At 31.1% G+C, this 17,971-nt stretch carries 13 protein-coding genes and 1 riboswitch; of the genes, 3 read left to right on the forward strand and 10 right to left on the reverse strand.

The window, feature by feature from the left end:
- Positions 1-67: 67 nt before the first annotated feature.
- From KPL37_RS06000 to KPL37_RS06010, 3 genes are all read right to left on the reverse strand, one after another.
- Positions 68-265: a hypothetical protein gene (locus tag KPL37_RS06000; RefSeq protein ID WP_216146586.1), complete on the reverse strand. Its 198-nt coding sequence runs from the start codon at positions 263-265 to the stop codon at positions 68-70.
- Between the two features lie 37 nt (positions 266-302).
- A complete protein-coding gene (locus tag KPL37_RS06005; protein WP_216146589.1) occupies positions 303-932 on the reverse strand; it encodes an ECF transporter S component in 630 nt (209 codons plus the stop codon).
- Positions 933-1,020: 88 nt separating this feature from the next.
- Positions 1,021-1,199: riboswitch (FMN riboswitch) on the reverse strand.
- Positions 1,200-1,256: 57 nt separating this feature from the next.
- Positions 1,257-3,419 carry a Tex family protein gene (locus tag KPL37_RS06010; protein ID WP_216146591.1) on the reverse strand — a complete coding sequence of 721 codons (2,163 nt, stop codon included), beginning with the start codon at positions 3,417-3,419 and terminating at the stop codon, positions 1,257-1,259.
- Between the two features lie 198 nt (positions 3,420-3,617).
- Here KPL37_RS06010 and KPL37_RS06015 point away from each other — a divergent pair, with 198 nt between their 5' ends.
- From KPL37_RS06015 to dhaS, 3 genes are all read left to right on the forward strand, one after another.
- Positions 3,618-4,961: a M28 family metallopeptidase gene (locus KPL37_RS06015; RefSeq protein ID WP_216146593.1), complete on the forward strand. Its 1,344-nt coding sequence runs from the start codon at positions 3,618-3,620 to the stop codon at positions 4,959-4,961.
- Between the two features lie 253 nt (positions 4,962-5,214).
- Positions 5,215-6,651: a proline--tRNA ligase gene (gene proS / locus KPL37_RS06020; protein ID WP_216146595.1), complete on the forward strand. Its 1,437-nt coding sequence runs from the start codon at positions 5,215-5,217 to the stop codon at positions 6,649-6,651.
- Positions 6,652-6,817: 166 nt separating this feature from the next.
- Positions 6,818-7,387, forward strand: coding sequence for a dihydroxyacetone kinase transcriptional activator DhaS (gene dhaS, locus KPL37_RS06025; protein WP_216146597.1), 570 nt, complete (start codon positions 6,818-6,820; stop codon positions 7,385-7,387).
- Positions 7,388-7,485: 98 nt separating this feature from the next.
- Here the strand turns inward: dhaS and prfB are convergent.
- From prfB to metK, 7 genes are all read right to left on the reverse strand, one after another.
- A protein-coding gene (prfB, locus tag KPL37_RS06030) for a peptide chain release factor 2 (RefSeq protein ID WP_246578154.1) occupies positions 7,486-8,593 on the reverse strand; the annotation gives its coding sequence in 2 pieces (ribosomal slippage) (positions 7,486-8,514 and positions 8,516-8,593; 1,107 coding nt in all).
- Positions 8,594-8,799: 206 nt separating this feature from the next.
- Positions 8,800-11,298, reverse strand: coding sequence for a preprotein translocase subunit SecA (gene secA / locus KPL37_RS06035; RefSeq protein ID WP_246578150.1), 2,499 nt, complete (start codon positions 11,296-11,298; stop codon positions 8,800-8,802).
- A 206-nt stretch (positions 11,299-11,504) separates the two neighbouring features.
- On the reverse strand, positions 11,505-12,056 hold the full coding sequence (gene hpf / locus KPL37_RS06040; RefSeq protein ID WP_216146603.1) for a ribosome hibernation-promoting factor, HPF/YfiA family: 552 nt from the start codon (positions 12,054-12,056) through the stop codon (positions 11,505-11,507).
- A gap of 496 nt (positions 12,057-12,552) precedes the next feature.
- Positions 12,553-13,233: a ComF family protein gene (locus tag KPL37_RS06045; protein ID WP_216146605.1), complete on the reverse strand. Its 681-nt coding sequence runs from the start codon at positions 13,231-13,233 to the stop codon at positions 12,553-12,555.
- Complete coding sequence (locus KPL37_RS06050; protein ID WP_216146607.1) at positions 13,206-14,234, reverse strand: hypothetical protein; 1,029 nt, start codon at positions 14,232-14,234, stop codon at positions 13,206-13,208. Before KPL37_RS06050 ends, KPL37_RS06045 begins: the two co-directional genes overlap by 28 nt.
- Before the next feature lie 49 nt (positions 14,235-14,283).
- The gene (gene recD2 / locus KPL37_RS06055) at positions 14,284-16,509 is read right to left on the reverse strand and encodes an SF1B family DNA helicase RecD2 (RefSeq protein ID WP_216146609.1); all 2,226 of its coding nucleotides are present in this window, start codon (positions 16,507-16,509) and stop codon (positions 14,284-14,286) included.
- Between the two features lie 230 nt (positions 16,510-16,739).
- Positions 16,740-17,915 (reverse strand): methionine adenosyltransferase, encoded by a 1,176-nt coding sequence (gene metK / locus KPL37_RS06060; RefSeq protein ID WP_216146611.1) that lies wholly within the window; start codon positions 17,913-17,915, stop codon positions 16,740-16,742.
- Between the last annotated feature and the right edge of the window lie 56 nt (positions 17,916-17,971).

The following is a 17,971-nucleotide window of genomic DNA, read 5'->3' on the forward strand; positions in this document are numbered from 1 at the left end:
ATAAGGAAAATGTTAAATCTCAATAACCCCCACAAAAAAATCTTTTAGCCGGTAGGTTGCAGATATGTTACATATGCTTTAGTTTAGAAATTGAATATTCATTATTAAAAGCTGAAAACGCCATTGTGATTTTCCAACGTAAAATGCAATCATATTTATATTTTTCATAAGACTTTATAAATTCTTTAACAACGAAACTTTCTTTATTAATATCATTATAAAAACATAAGAAACCTATCGCGTCAACAACTATAATAAAATACAAAAGACTAGCAAATAAATGCTAGTCTTTTGTATTTCTATTAATAATTTTGTTGTTTACTTTTGTATTCGCTCTCCATATTTTCTTTATGAAGTATCGGAGAAACACTCTTATATAAAGCTAAGGTCATTGCTGATAGTACAATTCCCTTAAGAATATTAAAAGGAATTATCATCCAAATTATAAATGAATTTAAATCATTTATGTTATGATTTATTTTTGACCCCATTGCTACAACCGCAGTTATTGGGAATCCTAATACTGTCTCGTATAACGGTAGAACAACAAAATAGTTTAATACGCCTGCAAAAACTGACATAATAATTACTCCTGTTAATAATCCAACAATAGCTCCACCCTTACTTTTACGAACCTTATATATATATCCAGATACCAATACTAAACATGAACCTACTAGGAAATTTGCGAATTCTCCCACTAGTCCAGTACTACCTGCAAACACTCCATGTAATATATTCTTAACAAGTTCAATAATAACTCCTGCTATTGGTCCTAATGCAAATGCCCCTAAAAGTGCTGGCAAATCACTGATGTCAATTTTTAAGAATGAAGGAAATATAGGTATAGGCAATTCAATATACATTAAAAGAAAAGCTATAACAGCTAAAAGTGAAATTTTAATCATTTTAATAAGTTTTTCGTCTCTCATTTTATACCCCCTATTTAAACATATCTTTAAGGGATGGATATAATAAAAACCCTGATATAATAACTATATCAGGGCAAATTTACATATATCACATCTTCTTTTATCCAGACTTTACTGTCGGCTTCGGAATCTAATCAGCACTTAAAGGTGCTGTGTTAATGTCTTTGGAATCAAAAACGCATTCCAAAATGTCATTAAACCGAATCTGCCTTACGGCTCGCGGGCTTTACCGCCGGTGGGGAACTTCGCCCCGCCCTGAAGATTATTAAATTTTATTTTATAACTTGATTATATACACGTTTTATAAAAAAAGCAAGATATTCATTATTGATTTTTCATTGATAATGATATTCTTTTTCTTTTCTCATCAACTTCAATTACACTAACTTCAACTATATCTCCAACACTAACCACATCTAATGGATGTTTTACAAATTTGTCTGATAATTGGCTTATATGTACTAGTCCATCTTGATGAACTCCAATATCAACAAAAGCACCAAAATCAGATACATTCCTAACTGTCCCCATAAGTTTCATGCCTGGTTTAAGGTCCTTCATTTGAACTACACCTGTCTTTAATATTGGTTTTGGTAATTCTTCTCTTGGATCTCTACCTGGCTTTTTAATTTCTTTAATAATATCCCTAAGAGTTGGAGCACCTGTTTCTAGTTTTAATGCAAGTTCATTAAAATTAATATCTTTTATTCTCTCATCCATATCCTTGAAATTTAAAGATTTAAGATCATCTTTTGTATAGTTTAAAAAATCCAATAATTTTTTAGTAGCACTATATGACTCAGGGTGAATTGAAGTGTTGTCTAGAAATTCCTTACTCTCCATAACTCTTAAAAAACCTGCACATTGTTCATATGCCTTTGCCCCAAGTCTTTTAACCTTTAACAATTCTTTTCTAGCCTTGAATTTACCATTTTCTTCTCTATACGCTACAATATTCTGAGCTATAGTAGCATTTATTCCTGATATGTATGAAAGAAGCGCTGGCGTTGCAATATTAAGATCAACACCAACAGCATTAACACAATCCTCAACAACTCCTTTTAAAGATTCATCAAGTTTCTTAGGTGCCACATCATGTTGATATTGTCCAACGCCGATAGCTTTAGGATCGATTTTCACAAGCTCCACTAGTGGATCTTGAAGCCTTCTCCCAATGGAAATAGCTCCACGAATTGATACATCTATATCTGGATATTCTTTAGATGCAAGTTCAGAGGCTGAATATACAGATGCTCCCGCTTCTGACACTATAACATAGTACAAATCTCTTGAGCATTCTTGCTTAAGTTCTGTAATAATTTGGGCTAATATTTCTTCTGACTCACGACTAGCCGTTCCATTACCCAGTGACACCACTTCTACATTATCTTTAATTACTAAATCTTTAATAATAGCTATCGATTTTTTAACGCCATCCTGACTTCCTGCAGTAGCATATACCGTAGCTATATCTAAAACCTTACCCGTGTCATCAAGCACCGCTATTTTGCACCCAGTTCTAAATCCAGGGTCAAAACCTAACACTACTTTTCCTTTTATAGGTGACTGCATTAGCAAAGCTTTCAAATTAGCTTTGAAGATATCTATTGCTCCAATTTCACCTTTCTCAGTTAATTCAGACCTTATTTCTCTCTCAATCGATGGGAATATAAGTCTTTTTACTGAATCAGTTATACTTAGTTCAATAAATTTGTCTGTTTCACTATTACCCTTTAAGCATTTATTTCTTAAATACTCAATAATCTTATCATTATCAGCCTTAATTTTCACAGAAAGTATCTTACTTTTCTCTCCTCTATTAATAGCAAGAATTCTATGTGGTGGTATAGTTCTAATTCCTTCTTTATACTCATAATACATTTCAAATGGAGTAGTGTCCTCAGAGCTACCCTTAGTCTCTACACTTCCAAAGTTATGTACCTGCCCTCTAATCCACTTTCTATAATCAGCTTCATCTGAAATCATTTCACTTATAATATCGCAAGCGCCCGCAAGTGCATCTTGAGAATTACTCACTAATTTATCATCGCTCACAAATCCCTGTGCATACTCATTTATATCGCCTTTAAATTCACCACTAAAAATAGTTTCAGCTAGTGGCTTAAGCCCTTTTTCTATTGCAATTATAGCTCTCGTTCTTTTTTTAGGCTTATAGGGTCTATATATATCCTCAATTTCTGTAAGGGTTTCACATTTATTTATTGATTTTTCAATTTCCTGCGTTAATTTTTCTTGCTCACCTATAAGACGTATTACATCTGTTTTTCTTTCCTCTAAATTTCTAAGATAAATTAATCTCTCTGTGAAATTTCTAAGTATTATATCGTCAAGTCCACCAGTTCTCTCTTTTCTATATCTAGCTATAAAAGGAACTGTATTCCCTTCATCTAATAATTGAATTACACTTTCCGCCTGCTCCATAGTTATTGCAAACTCTTTAATTAATCTACTATTTATATTCTCCATATTTTTGGGCTACCTACAATCCTCATAAACAAAATAAATACCAGTATCTTAGTTTATTTATTCTCTTATAATTAGCAGCCAATCCTCCTCACATAATTTATATTTTTAAGTTTAAATAACAAAATTTAACTTGTTTAATCATACCACGCTTTCTACCAACATATCTATATGTAATATAGAAATTTTTAGGAGAGATGTATGAAAAAGCTAATGAGTTCAATTTCTTTAATATTTTGTCTTTTATTATTATTTTATAGCGTCCATATGTATTATACCTTATATAGGTTCAATCCTACAAATGTCTACCAAAATATAAAGTATATCTCATCTGATCAATTTAAAGGAAGACTTCCTGGCACTTTAGAAAATCAGGAAATCGCTACATACATTAATACTGAATTAAAAAAGATCGGTTTAAAACCTTATAAAGGCAAAGAATTTCAAAACTTTAAAATAAAGTATCCTAAAATAATTAAAGGTAGTCCCTATTTAAAAGTATCAGGCAAAGACGGAAGCTTAATAAAAGATTTTGTTTATAGTAAAGATTTCAAAGAAGATATGGTAAACTTTCGAACAAATCATTTGACCTTTAACAAAAGTAATGTTACAGCAATAAATAAAGACTACATAAAAGTAAGTACCACGGTTGGACCATTCATATTGTTCGTTCCTCCTAATAATAATTTATCTTTTAGAAGCTCTTTTATTAATGGAGCAAAGTACAACATGTATATTATGGTTACTAAGGACGCCCTTGCAGGTCTTAAAACTTTAATAGCTAATAACAATACAGTAGATTGTTTTATTCCTTATGAGGTCTCAGAAACTAATATAAATAATGTTATGGGCTATTTAGAAGGTAGCGATACCTCTAGTCCACCAATAATTGCTTCTGCGCACTTTGATCATATAGGTACAGACTTAAATGGTACTATATATAACGGTGCTCTAGACAATGCATCGGGCATCTCATTTATACTAGAAATGAGCAAGTACCTAACTTCACTTGGCAAACCAAATCGCAGCATTCTTTTCATAGGCTTTAATGCAGAAGAATTCGGTTGTTTAGGTTCAACCCAATTCATCACAAAATATAAAACTGATATAGCAAAGAGTAAAGTTTTTAATTTTGACATGATTGGGAGTAATAATAACATCCCCCTTTGCATAATGGGTGCAAAAAAAGATACCGCTAAAACGCCTTTTATAAAATCAATTTCAAACACATGCAAAAGCGAAAATATCTTTTTCAATTATCTTTTTGAAGATGCAAGCGACCACGAAGGCTTTAGAAAACAAAACATTGACGCTATAACCTTTTGTGATAATGATATGACGCGTATACACACACCAAAAGATACTTATGATCATATAAGTCTAACTGCCATAGAAAGATGTTATGATGTAGCATCTAAAGCGATAGTTAAATGTACTTTTAAGGACGACTTCATTATCTTATATTATAAAAAATGTTTTCTTATTTCTATAATTGGGATTTTAATATTCTCATTGCTTTATAAACGAAGTAATAAAAACCTTTAATAGATATTAAAGATAATCATGAATTGTTTCTTGACATATTATTATTTTTATTCTATGATTAATTTTAAAGTGCCCTATTATTAGAGGTGAATGTACCCAATAGAAAGAAAAGTATTAATAAAGAGTAAATCTTTTCTTAGCTATTTTTTTATATCAACTAGGGTGGTGCCGTAGGTAATACTCGGTCCCTTTTCGGGATGCGGGTTTTTTTGTATTTATATTAAATTTTTTATTAAATAGGAGGAAAGTAATTATGGCAAAAGGAAAGAAATTTGTAGAATCTATTACCTCTATGGAAGAAGATTTTGCAAAATGGTATACCGATATTGTAAAAAAAGCGGAACTTGCTGATTATGCAAGCGTTAGAGGTTGCATGGTAATACGGCCTTATGGTTATGCAATATGGGAAAATATCCAGAAAATATTAGATCAGATGTTTAAAGATACAGGCCATGAAAATGTATATATGCCAATGTTCATTCCTGAGAGTTTACTTGAAAAGGAAAAGAACCATGTTAAAGGCTTTGCTCCAGAGGTTGCTTGGGTAACACACGGAGGAAATGAGCTACTCGCAGAAAGACTTTGCGTAAGACCTACTTCTGAAACATTGTTTTGTGATCATTATTCAAAGATAATTCAGTCATATAATGATCTTCCTAAATTATATAATCAATGGTGCTCAGTAGTGCGTTGGGAAAAAACCACAAGACCTTTTCTTAGAAGTTCAGAATTTTTATGGCAAGAAGGCCATACTGCACATGCAACTGAGGCTGAAGCAAAAGAAGAGACTCTTAAAATGCTTAATATATATGCTAAGTTTTGTGAGGAAACCCTTGCTATTCCAGTTATAAAAGGTAAAAAAACAGAAAAAGAAAAATTTGCTGGAGCAAATGAGACTTACACAATTGAAAGTTTAATGCACGATGGTAAAGCACTACAATGCGGAACCTCTCATAATTTTGGAGATGGTTTTGCAAAAGCCTTTAACATACAGTATTCAGATAAAACTGGTAAACTTGCTTACGTACACCAAACTTCTTGGGGCATGTCTACAAGACTTATAGGTGCTTTAATTATGGTTCATGGTGACGATAACGGACTAATACTTCCACCAGCTATAGCTCCAATTCAACTTATGGTTGTGCCCGTTGCACAACATAAAGAAGGTGTAATTGAAAAAGCAACAGAACTTAAGAATATGTTATCAAAAGTTGCTAGAGTAAAAATAGATATTAGCGATAAAATGCCTGGCTGGAAATTCAGCGAATATGAAATGAAAGGTGTTCCACTTAGGCTTGAAGTTGGACCAAAAGATATAGAAAAAAATCAAGTAGTATTAGTAAGGCGAGATACCCGTGAAAAATTATTTGTCCCTATGGATGAATTAGAATCAAAAATTCCAGAACTTTTAATTGATATTCAAAAATCTCTTTTTGAAAAAGCTAGAGATGCACAAAATATTAGAACTTTTAGTGCAAAAACTGTTGAGGAATTAAAAGAAATTCTTGATAAAACTTTAGGTTTTGTTAATGCTCCATGGTGTGGAGACCTTGCTTGCGAGGAAAAAGTTAAAGAAGTTGCTGGCGCATCTTCTAGATGTATGCCATTCGAACAGCCAGCGGACTCTGGCATTTGCTTATGTTGTGGTAAACCAGCTAAAGCGAACGTTATTTGGGGAAGAGCTTATTAGAAATAACTTATAAATTTAAAAAACGTCTCACTTTTTAATAAGTGAGACGTTTTTTAAATGAGTTCCATTTTTGTTGAATGCTAGTATTGATTTTGTTATAATAATATTAGTAAAAGTTAATATTATTATTTACTTTTATTAATACATATGTTTGTAGGTGATAATAATGTCGGAATCACAAATAACAAAAAAAGCTCTTGCACTATCAATTAAGAAATTAATGGAGACAATTCCACTGGCAAAAATTTCAATTCGCCAAATTGCTGATAATTGTGGCGTCAACAGACAAACCTTTTACTATCACTTCAAAGATAAATTTGATCTTGTAAACTGGATTTATTATACTGAGGCCATAGAGAATTTAGCCGGTGGCACAAACTATGCACATTGGACTGATGCCATGTATAAAACTTTAACATATTTAGTAAACAATAAATCATTTTATACTAACGCTCTTAATACACCTGGTCAAAATGCATTTGATGGTTATCTTTTTAAGGAAACCTATGATCTTATTATGGGAGTAGTAAACGACATTTCCTCTGGCATAAAAGTTTCAACTACTGATAAAAGTTTTATTGCAGATTTTTATACTCATGCTTTTGTAGGCATAACAGTACAATGGATAAAAAATAGCATGAAAGAATCTCCAAAAATAATGGTAGATAAATTAAATGATGTAGTAGAAGGAAGTATGCTTGGCGCTTTAACCAGATACACTATTTCATCCCTGTAAATATAATTGCTTTATATACAAAAGGTTGTGTCAATTTATTTTGATACAACCTTTTATAATGAAAAACCATAATACACTTACCAAATACGGTTCCTTTTCTATTTCTTGCTTTGCCTTAAATACTCTTCAATGAAAATATCAATATCCCCATCCATAACTGCATCTACATTTCCTACTTCAATATTAGTTCTATGATCCTTAACCATACTATATGGATGAAAAACATATGATCTAATTTGACTTCCCCATCCATTCTCTTTCAAGTCTCCGGCTAAGTCTTCTATCCTATCCTTTTTCTCTCTTTCTTTTAAAATCAAAAGTTTTGCCATAAGCATTTTCATTGCAGTTTGTCTATTGCTATGCTGGCTTCTCTCATTTTGACATTGCACTACAATGCCCGTAGGAATATGCGTAATCCTTATAGCTGAGTCAGTTTTATTTACATGTTGACCTCCTGCACCTCCGGACCTATATGTGTCTACTCTAAGGTCATCAGGCTTAATATCAATATCTTGCTCCTGCGTAAGTTCAGGAAGAACTTCACAAGATGCAAATGAAGTTTGCCTCTTGCCATTTGCATTAAAAGGTGAAATTCTTACTAGTCTGTGCACGCCCTTTTCAGCCATTAAATATCCGTAGGCATACTCTCCCGTTATTTTTAATGTGACTGCTTTAATGCCTGCCTCATCAGATGATTGATAGTCTAAAACTTCAACTTTATATCCTTTTTTTTCACACCATCTTGAGTACATTCTATAAAGCATTTCTGTCCAATCTTGAGCATCACTTCCACCCGCACCGGTATGAAGTGTTAAAATAGCATTATTTTTATCATATGTTCCAGATAATAAAATTTCTAACCTAAACTGATCAGCAATATGTACTAAATCTTTTAATTCAACTTTTATTTCTTCTAAAGCTGAATCATCTTCTTCCTCGGAGCTTAACTGGGTTAGCATTTCTAAGTCTTCTATTTTACTAATCAATAGATTATATCTATCAATTCTATCCTTAATTCCCTTAGCCAACTTAGTAATTTGTTGAGCTTTTGTAATATCTTCCCAAAAACTAGATTCTTGCATTTTAAACTCATATTCCTTTAGCTCTTTTTCCATAGATGTTACGTCAAAGAGACACCCTTATTTCTTCGACATTGCCCTTTAATATATTTAAATCACTCCATATTTCTTCAACTAATATTACCAATATTAACACCTCTTCTATTATATTAATCATCTCCTTGGTCGCTGCAACAGCTTAGAAGAAGATGAATTGATGACTTCAGAAGGAGATTTGTACTCGCACTTATATAAGTGGAGGACTTTCCTTCTGAAATGTCATTAAAAAGAGGCATGCAACGTAAATTGTATGCCTCTTTTTTAACTTCTAATTAAATCCTAATGTTATATCTATTATCTACCACAACAGTTTTTATACTTTTTCCCTGAACCACAAGGGCATTCATCATTTCTTCCTGTTTTAGCTTCTTTTATAGTTGGTTCTTGTTTAACAGAATCATCATGATTGGTTGATGTAATTTGTGCAACCATTTCTCTTTCTGGTGCTCTTTCTATTTGAACATGGAATAAGTATTTAATAGTTTCTGTCTTTATGTTATATATCATTTCAGCAAACATGTCGCTACCTTCCATTTGGTACGCTTGTGTTGGATCTTGCTGCTTATACGCTCTAAGTCCAATACCTTGCTTTAAATGTTCCATATCATCAATATGATCCATCCATTTGCTATCTACTACTCTTAGAAGAATAACTCTTTCAACTTCTCTTATTTGTTCATCACCAAAGTCTTCTCCTCTTTGAGCGTAGATTCTCTTAGCAATTCCTAAAAGCTTTTCTTTAATTTCTTCATTAGTTAATTTACCAAGTTCATCTACTGTAACCATATCTTTTGGAAGGAATATTTCCTCAAAATAGTTAATTAATTTAGCTAATTCTGCGTCAAGTTCCTCTTCAACATCAGTGATATGTGAATCAACTGTTGTAAAAATAATATCTTTTAACATATCTTCAATTTGTTCTTTAGTATTTTCGCCTTGAAGAACTTCCGTTCTTTGTCTATAAATTATTTCTCTTTGTTGATTCATTACATCATCATATTGAACAACATTTTTTCTTATATCAAAATTATTTCCTTCAACCTTCTTTTGAGCACTTTCTATAGCACCACTTACCATTTTGCTTTCAATAGCATCTTCATCTGTTAGTCCTAACTTACCTACAACACCTTGAAGTCTTTCTGAACCAAATATTCTCATTAAGTCATCTTCTAGTGATATATAAAATCTTGTACTTCCTGGATCCCCTTGACGACCAGCACGGCCTCTAAGCTGATTATCAATACGTCTAGATTCATGTCTTTCAGTTCCGATTATCTTGAGTCCACCGACTTCAATAACACCATCGAAAAGTTTAATATCCGTACCACGACCAGCCATGTTAGTTGCTATAGTAACCATCCCAAGTGACCCTGCATGAGCTATTATATCTGCTTCTTTTTCATGATATTTAGCATTAAGCACTTGATGAGGCACTCCTTTTCTTTTAAGCATTTCAGATAATAATTCTGATTTCTCTATACTTACAGTACCTACAAGCACAGGTTGATTTATTTTATGAGTTTCAACTATTTCATCTATTATAGCCTTATATTTTCCTTTAACAGTTTTAAAAACTAAATCTGCATTATCAATTCTTGCTAGAGGCTTATTTGTAGGTATTACTAATACATCAAGTCCATATATTTCTCTAAACTCATTTTCTTCTGTAAGCGCAGTACCAGTCATGCCTGCAATCTTTGTATACATTCTAAAATAGTTTTGAAATGTAATTGTTGCAAGAGTTTTTGACTCTTTCTCAATTTTTACGCTCTCTTTTGCTTCAATTGCTTGGTGAAGTCCATCACTATATCTTCTACCTTCCATAAGTCTTCCAGTAAATTCATCTACAATAACAATTTCTCCATCTTTATCCATATAATCTTTGTCTTTTCTCATAATAAAGTTTGCTTTTAGAGCTTGAACTACATGATGCTGTATATTCATATTTTCTGCATCAGCATAATTGTCTAAACTGAAAAACTTTTCAGCTTTATCTATACCCTCATCAGACATTATAACAGCACTAGCCTTTTCATCTATAGTGTAATCTTCTTCTTTTACTAATGTCTTTACAAAATGATCTGCTACTTTATAAAAATCTGTAGATTTTTCTCCTTCTCCAGATATTATAAGTGGTGTTCTAGCTTCATCTATTAATATAGAATCAACCTCATCCACGATTACAAAATTTAGCTTTCTTTGAACTCTTTCTTCTTTATAAACAACCATATTATCCCTTAGATAATCAAATCCAAATTCATTATTTGTACCATATGTTATATCAGCATTATAGGCCTCTTGCCTTTGATTTTGATCTATATCATGAATAATTACGCCCACTGTCAGACCTAAGAACTCATGTATTCTACCCATCTCTTCTTTATCTCTTTTTGCAAGATAGTCATTAACTGTAATTACGTGAACGCCTTCTCCTGTTAGCGCATTTAAATATGATGGGAGAGTAGCTACAAGCGTCTTACCTTCACCAGTCTTCATCTCTGTTATTCTTCCTTGATGAAGTATTATTCCACCAATTAGTTGCACTCTAAAGTGTTTCATATTAAGAACTCTCCATGAAGCTTCTCTAACTACGGCAAACGCTTCAGGCAAAATATCTTCTAAAGTCTTCCCATTACTTAAACTAGTTTTAAATTCTTCTGTTTTTGCTTTAAGCTCTTCATCACTTAAACTAGTCATTGCCTGATCTAATTCTTCTATTTTATCAACTGTTGAAATTATTCTTTTTATCTCTCTATCACTATAACTACCAAATACTTTAGTAAAAAATTTCATATTTTTCATCCTCACAATTCGTTTTAATACTTCCAAAATACACACTTATAGAATTATAACACTTAATTTACTTCTATTCAACTTATACAATTTCATAATTTATGTTAATTTTTTATTATTAATTTTTTATTATTAATTTTATGTTTTACTAGTTTCAAAGTTAAAAAAGGATTAAAGTAAATATAATTACTTTAATCCTTTAATCCTTAAAATTGTGGTTCTATTAAACCATAATTTCCATCTTTTCTTTTATACACTACATTTACTTCTGAATTACCATTTACCTCTGAACTGCCATCGCTCATATATACAAAGAAACTATGACCAACTAGTTCCATTTGAAGTACTGCTTCTTCAGCTGACATAGGTTTAAATGCAAACTTCTTCGTCTTCACTATTTTAGGTTCTAACCCACCATCTTCAGTATTATCATATTGTGGTATACCCTGAAATTTAAGAGATGTTCCTTTGTTTCTCTTTTCTAATTTTGTTTTATTTTTCCTTATTTGTCTTTCTAATTTGTCTACAACAAGATCTAAAGACGTATACATATCATCATTTACTTCTTCTGATCTCAAAACGACCCCATTAAACGGTATTGTAATTTCTATAGTATGTCTGTTCTTATGGACACTCATGGTTGTCTGAGCTTCCACATCTGGATTAAAATACTTATCCAATCTAGATACTTTCTTGTCTATCATATTTTTTAAAGCTTCCGTTACTTCCATGTTTTTTCCTACTACTTTAATTTTCATACGTACAACCCCTTTCTAATATCCACATAATGCTTTATATACAAGCATGCTATATGTTTTGTAACTCAATTCTATTACAATTAATACTAAATAGCAACTATAAAATCAGAATTTACTTAATATTAAAGCAATTTAAATTACAATCCCTTAATATTCCTAATTGTTACTCTATTTATTTATATTAATTGTGTATTGACTATACTCAGCTTTTATTTTTTAATCGTTTACACGTTAAATAAAAATAAGAACTCCTAATATAATATTAGGAGTTCTTATATAGTAAGTTAGTTGACCTGGTCTTTGCCCCCACACTCGCCTGCTGGAGCTTTTGCTACCCAGAATTACCTTCTCACTACTAACACTCTCGCCCGTTAAAACGGCAGGACTAACCTCTAAGCCGCACCATGCTCACTAAACTTTGTTTAACTTACGTGGATCGTTTCGCCTGCGACTGGCCTCGACTTTCAACCACAAACCTAACTTACTACAATAAGTATTATACATTACTTTTGGCGATAGTCAATATAAAAATATTAGTTGCACCACTCTCTTTTAGCATATGTGCGCAATGAAATGCTGTAGCTCCAGTAGTTATAACATCATCTACAAGTAAAATATTTTTATTTTTTATAAACTCGTTTCCTTTAATTTTAAAGCATTTTTTCATATTATCCCATCTTTGGTCGCCACTTAGACCTATTTGATCTTTAGTATCTTCTATTTTAACCAAGTTACAAATAACTGGAACGCTTAAAAATTGTGATAAATATTTTGCAAAAAACTCGCTTTGATTATACCCTCTACTTTTCAAAGCTTTTTTTGTCATAGGTACATAAGCTATTAAATCAAATTCTAATTCATTATTTTTAACAGATTCTAGCATATACTTAGCCATAATTTCACCACATATAAAATCATTTTTATATTTAAGTCTAATAATTAGTTCTTTAACTATGTTGGAATAATAAAACACTGACCTTGCAATATACTCTTCCGCGCAACGTCCTATATAAAAACTTTCCTCAGAGCGTCTAAGTTTCTTCCTACACACAGTGCAAAGTGCTTCACTTTCCTCACTATATCCGTTGCATATCACGCATGACTCATCACCAGAATATATAATTTGAACTAAACAGTAAAGTATCTTTTTTATATATTTAATAATCCTCTTTCCCACGCTTTCTCATTAAATTTACTAGCCATACTTTTCGCTTTATCCATTTGAACAGTTTGGTCATTGGCTAAAAATATAGCCTCTCCCCTTTGTATATTTTCAAATCTTCCAACTTTACTCGATAAGAAAAACAATTGTTTATAGTCAAATTTAACATCATCAGCAAAGTAAACAATAACATCAACAGAATGGAATTCTAAATAGTTTTCTTCAAAGTCATTTGTTACGAGTATTCCCTTATCTTTATTCATAAAGTTTATTTTAATACTATAATCACTTCTACTTTTAACAAATAAAACTATATTTTCACTTAACTTTTTTTTAAAATTGCTTAGGTACGCAAATACTGACATAGCATTTTGTGCATCTGGTATAAATATTATTACCTTTCTGTTAGATATTATTGACCAATTTAAATATTCATAAACCACTAAAGGTATATCCAAACTAAGATTTATTCTAGTAGTTATAATTCTTGGTTCAATAATTGGGATATTAGCATTTTTAAGCGGAAACATAATAGCGTTAGTCTCACTTAAAACATTTTCTACGCAGTATGCTATAGCCAAGCCCTCTTTTGTTCTCATTTTCAGTAAAATATTTTTTATTTGTTCTTTATTAAACTTTGGGAAACTTCGGATATCATTATAAATAACAAGATTAAATTTACCTTGTAATTTTAATGCATTATCATGACTACATATATACAAATGCCCGTTTTCACCATTATAATTTGTTGAAGTTGAATACACATATTGGCCTAAATTAGTAAATTTATTAATATAATAAAGAATATCAATGTTACGTTCATCTTCATTAGTTATATATAATATATTTTTGTTTTCATTTGCATATGCTACTATTGTTTTTAAGAATATATCAGAGGAATTGTAAAACACAGATACAACGTCAGTATTATTTTTACCATTTATATAAGAATTAAAAATTTCCTTACTAATTTTATCTTTTTCCTCACTAAGGTTTAGTTTTTCATAATAAACCATATAAAATCCCCTTTATAATTAAATATATTTTTATAAAACTAAGTTAATTTTAATCTAGACTCATATTTGCATCTACTATTTGTTTTATTCTAAAGCCCAGTGCAGAATACCGCTCGAAGCTTCTGTTATTATCTTTCATGAAACTGATAGCTTTTCTCTCGCCTACTAAGACAACCATATTTTTCGCTCTAGTTATACCTGTATAAAGCAAATTTCTGTTCATTAAAAGTGGCGGTCCCATAAACATAGGCATAATTACAACTTCAAACTCACTTCCTTGACTTTTATGTATCGTTATAGCATAAGCGAGCATTAGTTCATCTAAATTTACACCTTCATATTCTACACGCTTATCATCATCAAAAATAACAACAACATTTTCATTATCTTCATTAATATCTTCTACATACCCTACATCACCATTAAAGATTCCAGTGCCGTCTTCTGCTTTTGCACTCATTTTATGCCATTTCATAGAGTAATTATTTTTTATTTGCATAACCTTGTCACCAACCCTAAATATGGTATTTCTATATTCCTTTTCTTTTTTACCCTTAATTTTAGGATTTAATATTTTTTGGAGCTCAATATTTAAATTTTCTATGCCGAGTATTCCTTTCCTCATAGGTGACAATATTTGAATATTCTTCATTTTATCCCATTCTTTATTAAAATTAGGCAGTCTTGTATTTATTAAAGTTATTATACTATTTAAAATTTTCTCTGGTTCATTGTTTTCAATAAAATAAAAATCTTTACCCTTTTTATTTAGAAGAGGCATCTCACCATTGTTAATCTTATGGGCATTGACAATAATCATACTTTCTTGTGCTTGCCTAAAAATCTCCTTAAGTTTAACCACCTTAACACTTTTACTATCAATAAGGTCTCTCAGAACATTACCCGGACCCACCGATGGCAACTGATCAACGTCACCAACTATTATAAGTCTAGTCCCTATGGTAATAGCATTTAGCAAACTATTCATAAGCATTATATCTATCATAGATGCTTCGTCAACAATTAATACATCACAATCGAGTGGAGATTCCTCACTTTTGGTAAACTGCGAACTATCATCTCCACCTATCCCTAGTTCTAATAACCTATGTATTGTTTTCGCTTCCCGTCCAGTAGCTTCAGTCATTCTTTTCGCAGCACGTCCTGTAGGTGCAGCCATGTACACTTTAAGTCCCGCTTTTTCAAACATCTCTATAATACAATTAATTATAGTGGTTTTACCTGTTCCTGGCCCTCCTGTTATAATCTCAATACTATTTTCCATAGCACCGCAAATTGCAGTCTTTTGAGAGGACGCAAATTGTATTTTTTTCTGTTTTTCGAAGTTATTAATTTTTTCTTCTATATCTATTTCTAATTCTTCATATTGTTCTATTGATAAGGTTATGATCTTTTTAGTTATACTTAATTCACAATAATAAAAAGGCATAGTAAAAACGCAGTCTTCTTCATCTATATTCTCAATTTTTAATTTTCCATTCAATACATTATCATAAATATTTTTCTCAATTTCCTCATCAGTAACTCCAAGAATGTTTTTAGATTGCTTATACAATTTTAAAAGAGGCATATATGTATTTCCCATAGAACAAAATTCGTTAACCACATAATTAATTCCACTTTGTATTCTAAAAGGAGATTCTTTATCAATACCTAAACTTCGCGCTATCTTATCTGCAATTTTAAATCCTACACCAGAAATGGTCTCAGTTAACACATAAGGATTATCTTGAACTACTTTTATAGAGTCTGCTCCATATTTTTTATATATTTTTACGCATTGACTAGGAGTTACTCCGTATGTTTGAAGAAATATCATAATATTTTTAACTTCTCGTTGCTTTGCATAAGATTCAAATATTAATTGAATTTTTTTTTGCCCTATACCATCAATTTCTTTTAATTTTTCTATTTCGTTATCTAATATATTCATAGTATCTTCGCCAAAGCGCTGCACAATTTTTTTAGCAGTTACAGGTCCAATTCCCTGAATAACTCCTGAAGATAAATATTTTTCTATACCTATAAGTGAACTAGGTATAATTTCTTCACATTCAATTATCTTAAATTGCTTTCCAAATTGAGGATGGTTAACCCACTCTCCATTTAGCTTTAAATTCTGACCTTCACTTATGTATGGCACAATGCCAACCACTGTTATTTGTTTTTTATTATCATTTAAATGAGCAATTATATATCCATTGTCTTCATTATGAAATACTATATCTTCGATTGTTCCTTGTATTTCTGACATAAAATCTCCCCTATTTATAAATTTATATAATAATATTATTATATCATATGTGTTATACAACTTTTATCAATAGTATACCCCTATCTTAACTTTTATCAAAATACAAATAATTAAACTGTATATAAATAAAATTTAATACTCATATTATTACAATTATTTTACTTAATAATTAATAATTATATACGCAAAATAAGGATAACAATTATTAATTGTTATCCTTATTTTTACTATTATATATATTTTTTTATTTCGTCTACTTTATTTAATCTTTCCCAAGTTAAATCTAAATCAGCTCTTCCAAAATGTCCATAAGCTGCTACTTGTTTGTAAATAGGTTTTCTAAGATCTAGCTCTCTTATAATAACTGCCGGTCTTAAATCAAATACTTTTTCAATTATTGCAACTATTTTATCATCAGAAATTTTTCCTGTTCCAAAAGTTTCTGCTTCTATAGATACTGGTTTAGCTACACCTATAGCATAAGCTAACTGAATTTCTAATTTATCTGAAACCCCTGCTGCTACTAAGTTTTTAGCAACCCATCTTGCAGCATAAGCAGCTGATCTATCAACCTTCGTTGGATCTTTTCCTGAGAAACATCCACCGCCATGTCTACCATATCCTCCATAAGTATCAACTATTATTTTTCTTCCTGTTAAACCAGAGTCCCCTTGTGGTCCTCCGATTACAAATCTACCTGTAGGATTTATATAATATTTCGTATTTTCATCTAATAATTCACTTGGAACTATTGGTTTTATTACATTCTCTATTAAATCTTTTTCAATTTGATCATGAACTACATCTTTTCCATGTTGAGTTGAAATAACAATAGTATCTATTCTCACTGGTTTATTGTCTTCATACTCTACAGTTACTTGAGTTTTTCCATCTGGTCTCAAGTATTTTAATGTACCATCTTTTCTTACTTCGCTTAATCTTCTTGCTAATCTATGTGCCATAGATATTGGAAGAGGCATATACTCTGGTGTCTCATTAGTGGCAAACCCAAACATCATGCCTTGATCTCCAGCACCTATTGAATCAACCTTTGATGCACGGCCTTCCTTAGACTCTAAATCTTCATCAACACCCATAGCTATATCTTGCGATTGTTCATTAATAGATGTAATTACTGCGCATGTACTAGCATCAAACCCATATTTTGCTCTAGTATATCCTATACCTTCAATAGTATTTCTAACAACTTTAGGAACATCTACATAACAATTAGTCGTTATCTCTCCCATAACTAATACCATTCCAGTAGTAACTGCAGTTTCGCAAGCAACTCTAGCATAAGGATCTTGTTCTAATATAGCATCAAGTACAGCATCTGAAATTTGGTCACAAATTTTATCTGGATGCCCTTCTGTAACTGATTCTGATGTGAATAATCTTTTCATTTTAATTCTCCTTTCTAATGTTAAATAATATTTTTTTATAAAAATAAAACCTCTTC

This window comes from Clostridium frigoris, from assembly GCF_018861865.1.
GTDB classification, from domain to species: domain Bacteria; phylum Bacillota; class Clostridia; order Clostridiales; family Clostridiaceae; genus Clostridium_AD; species Clostridium_AD frigoris.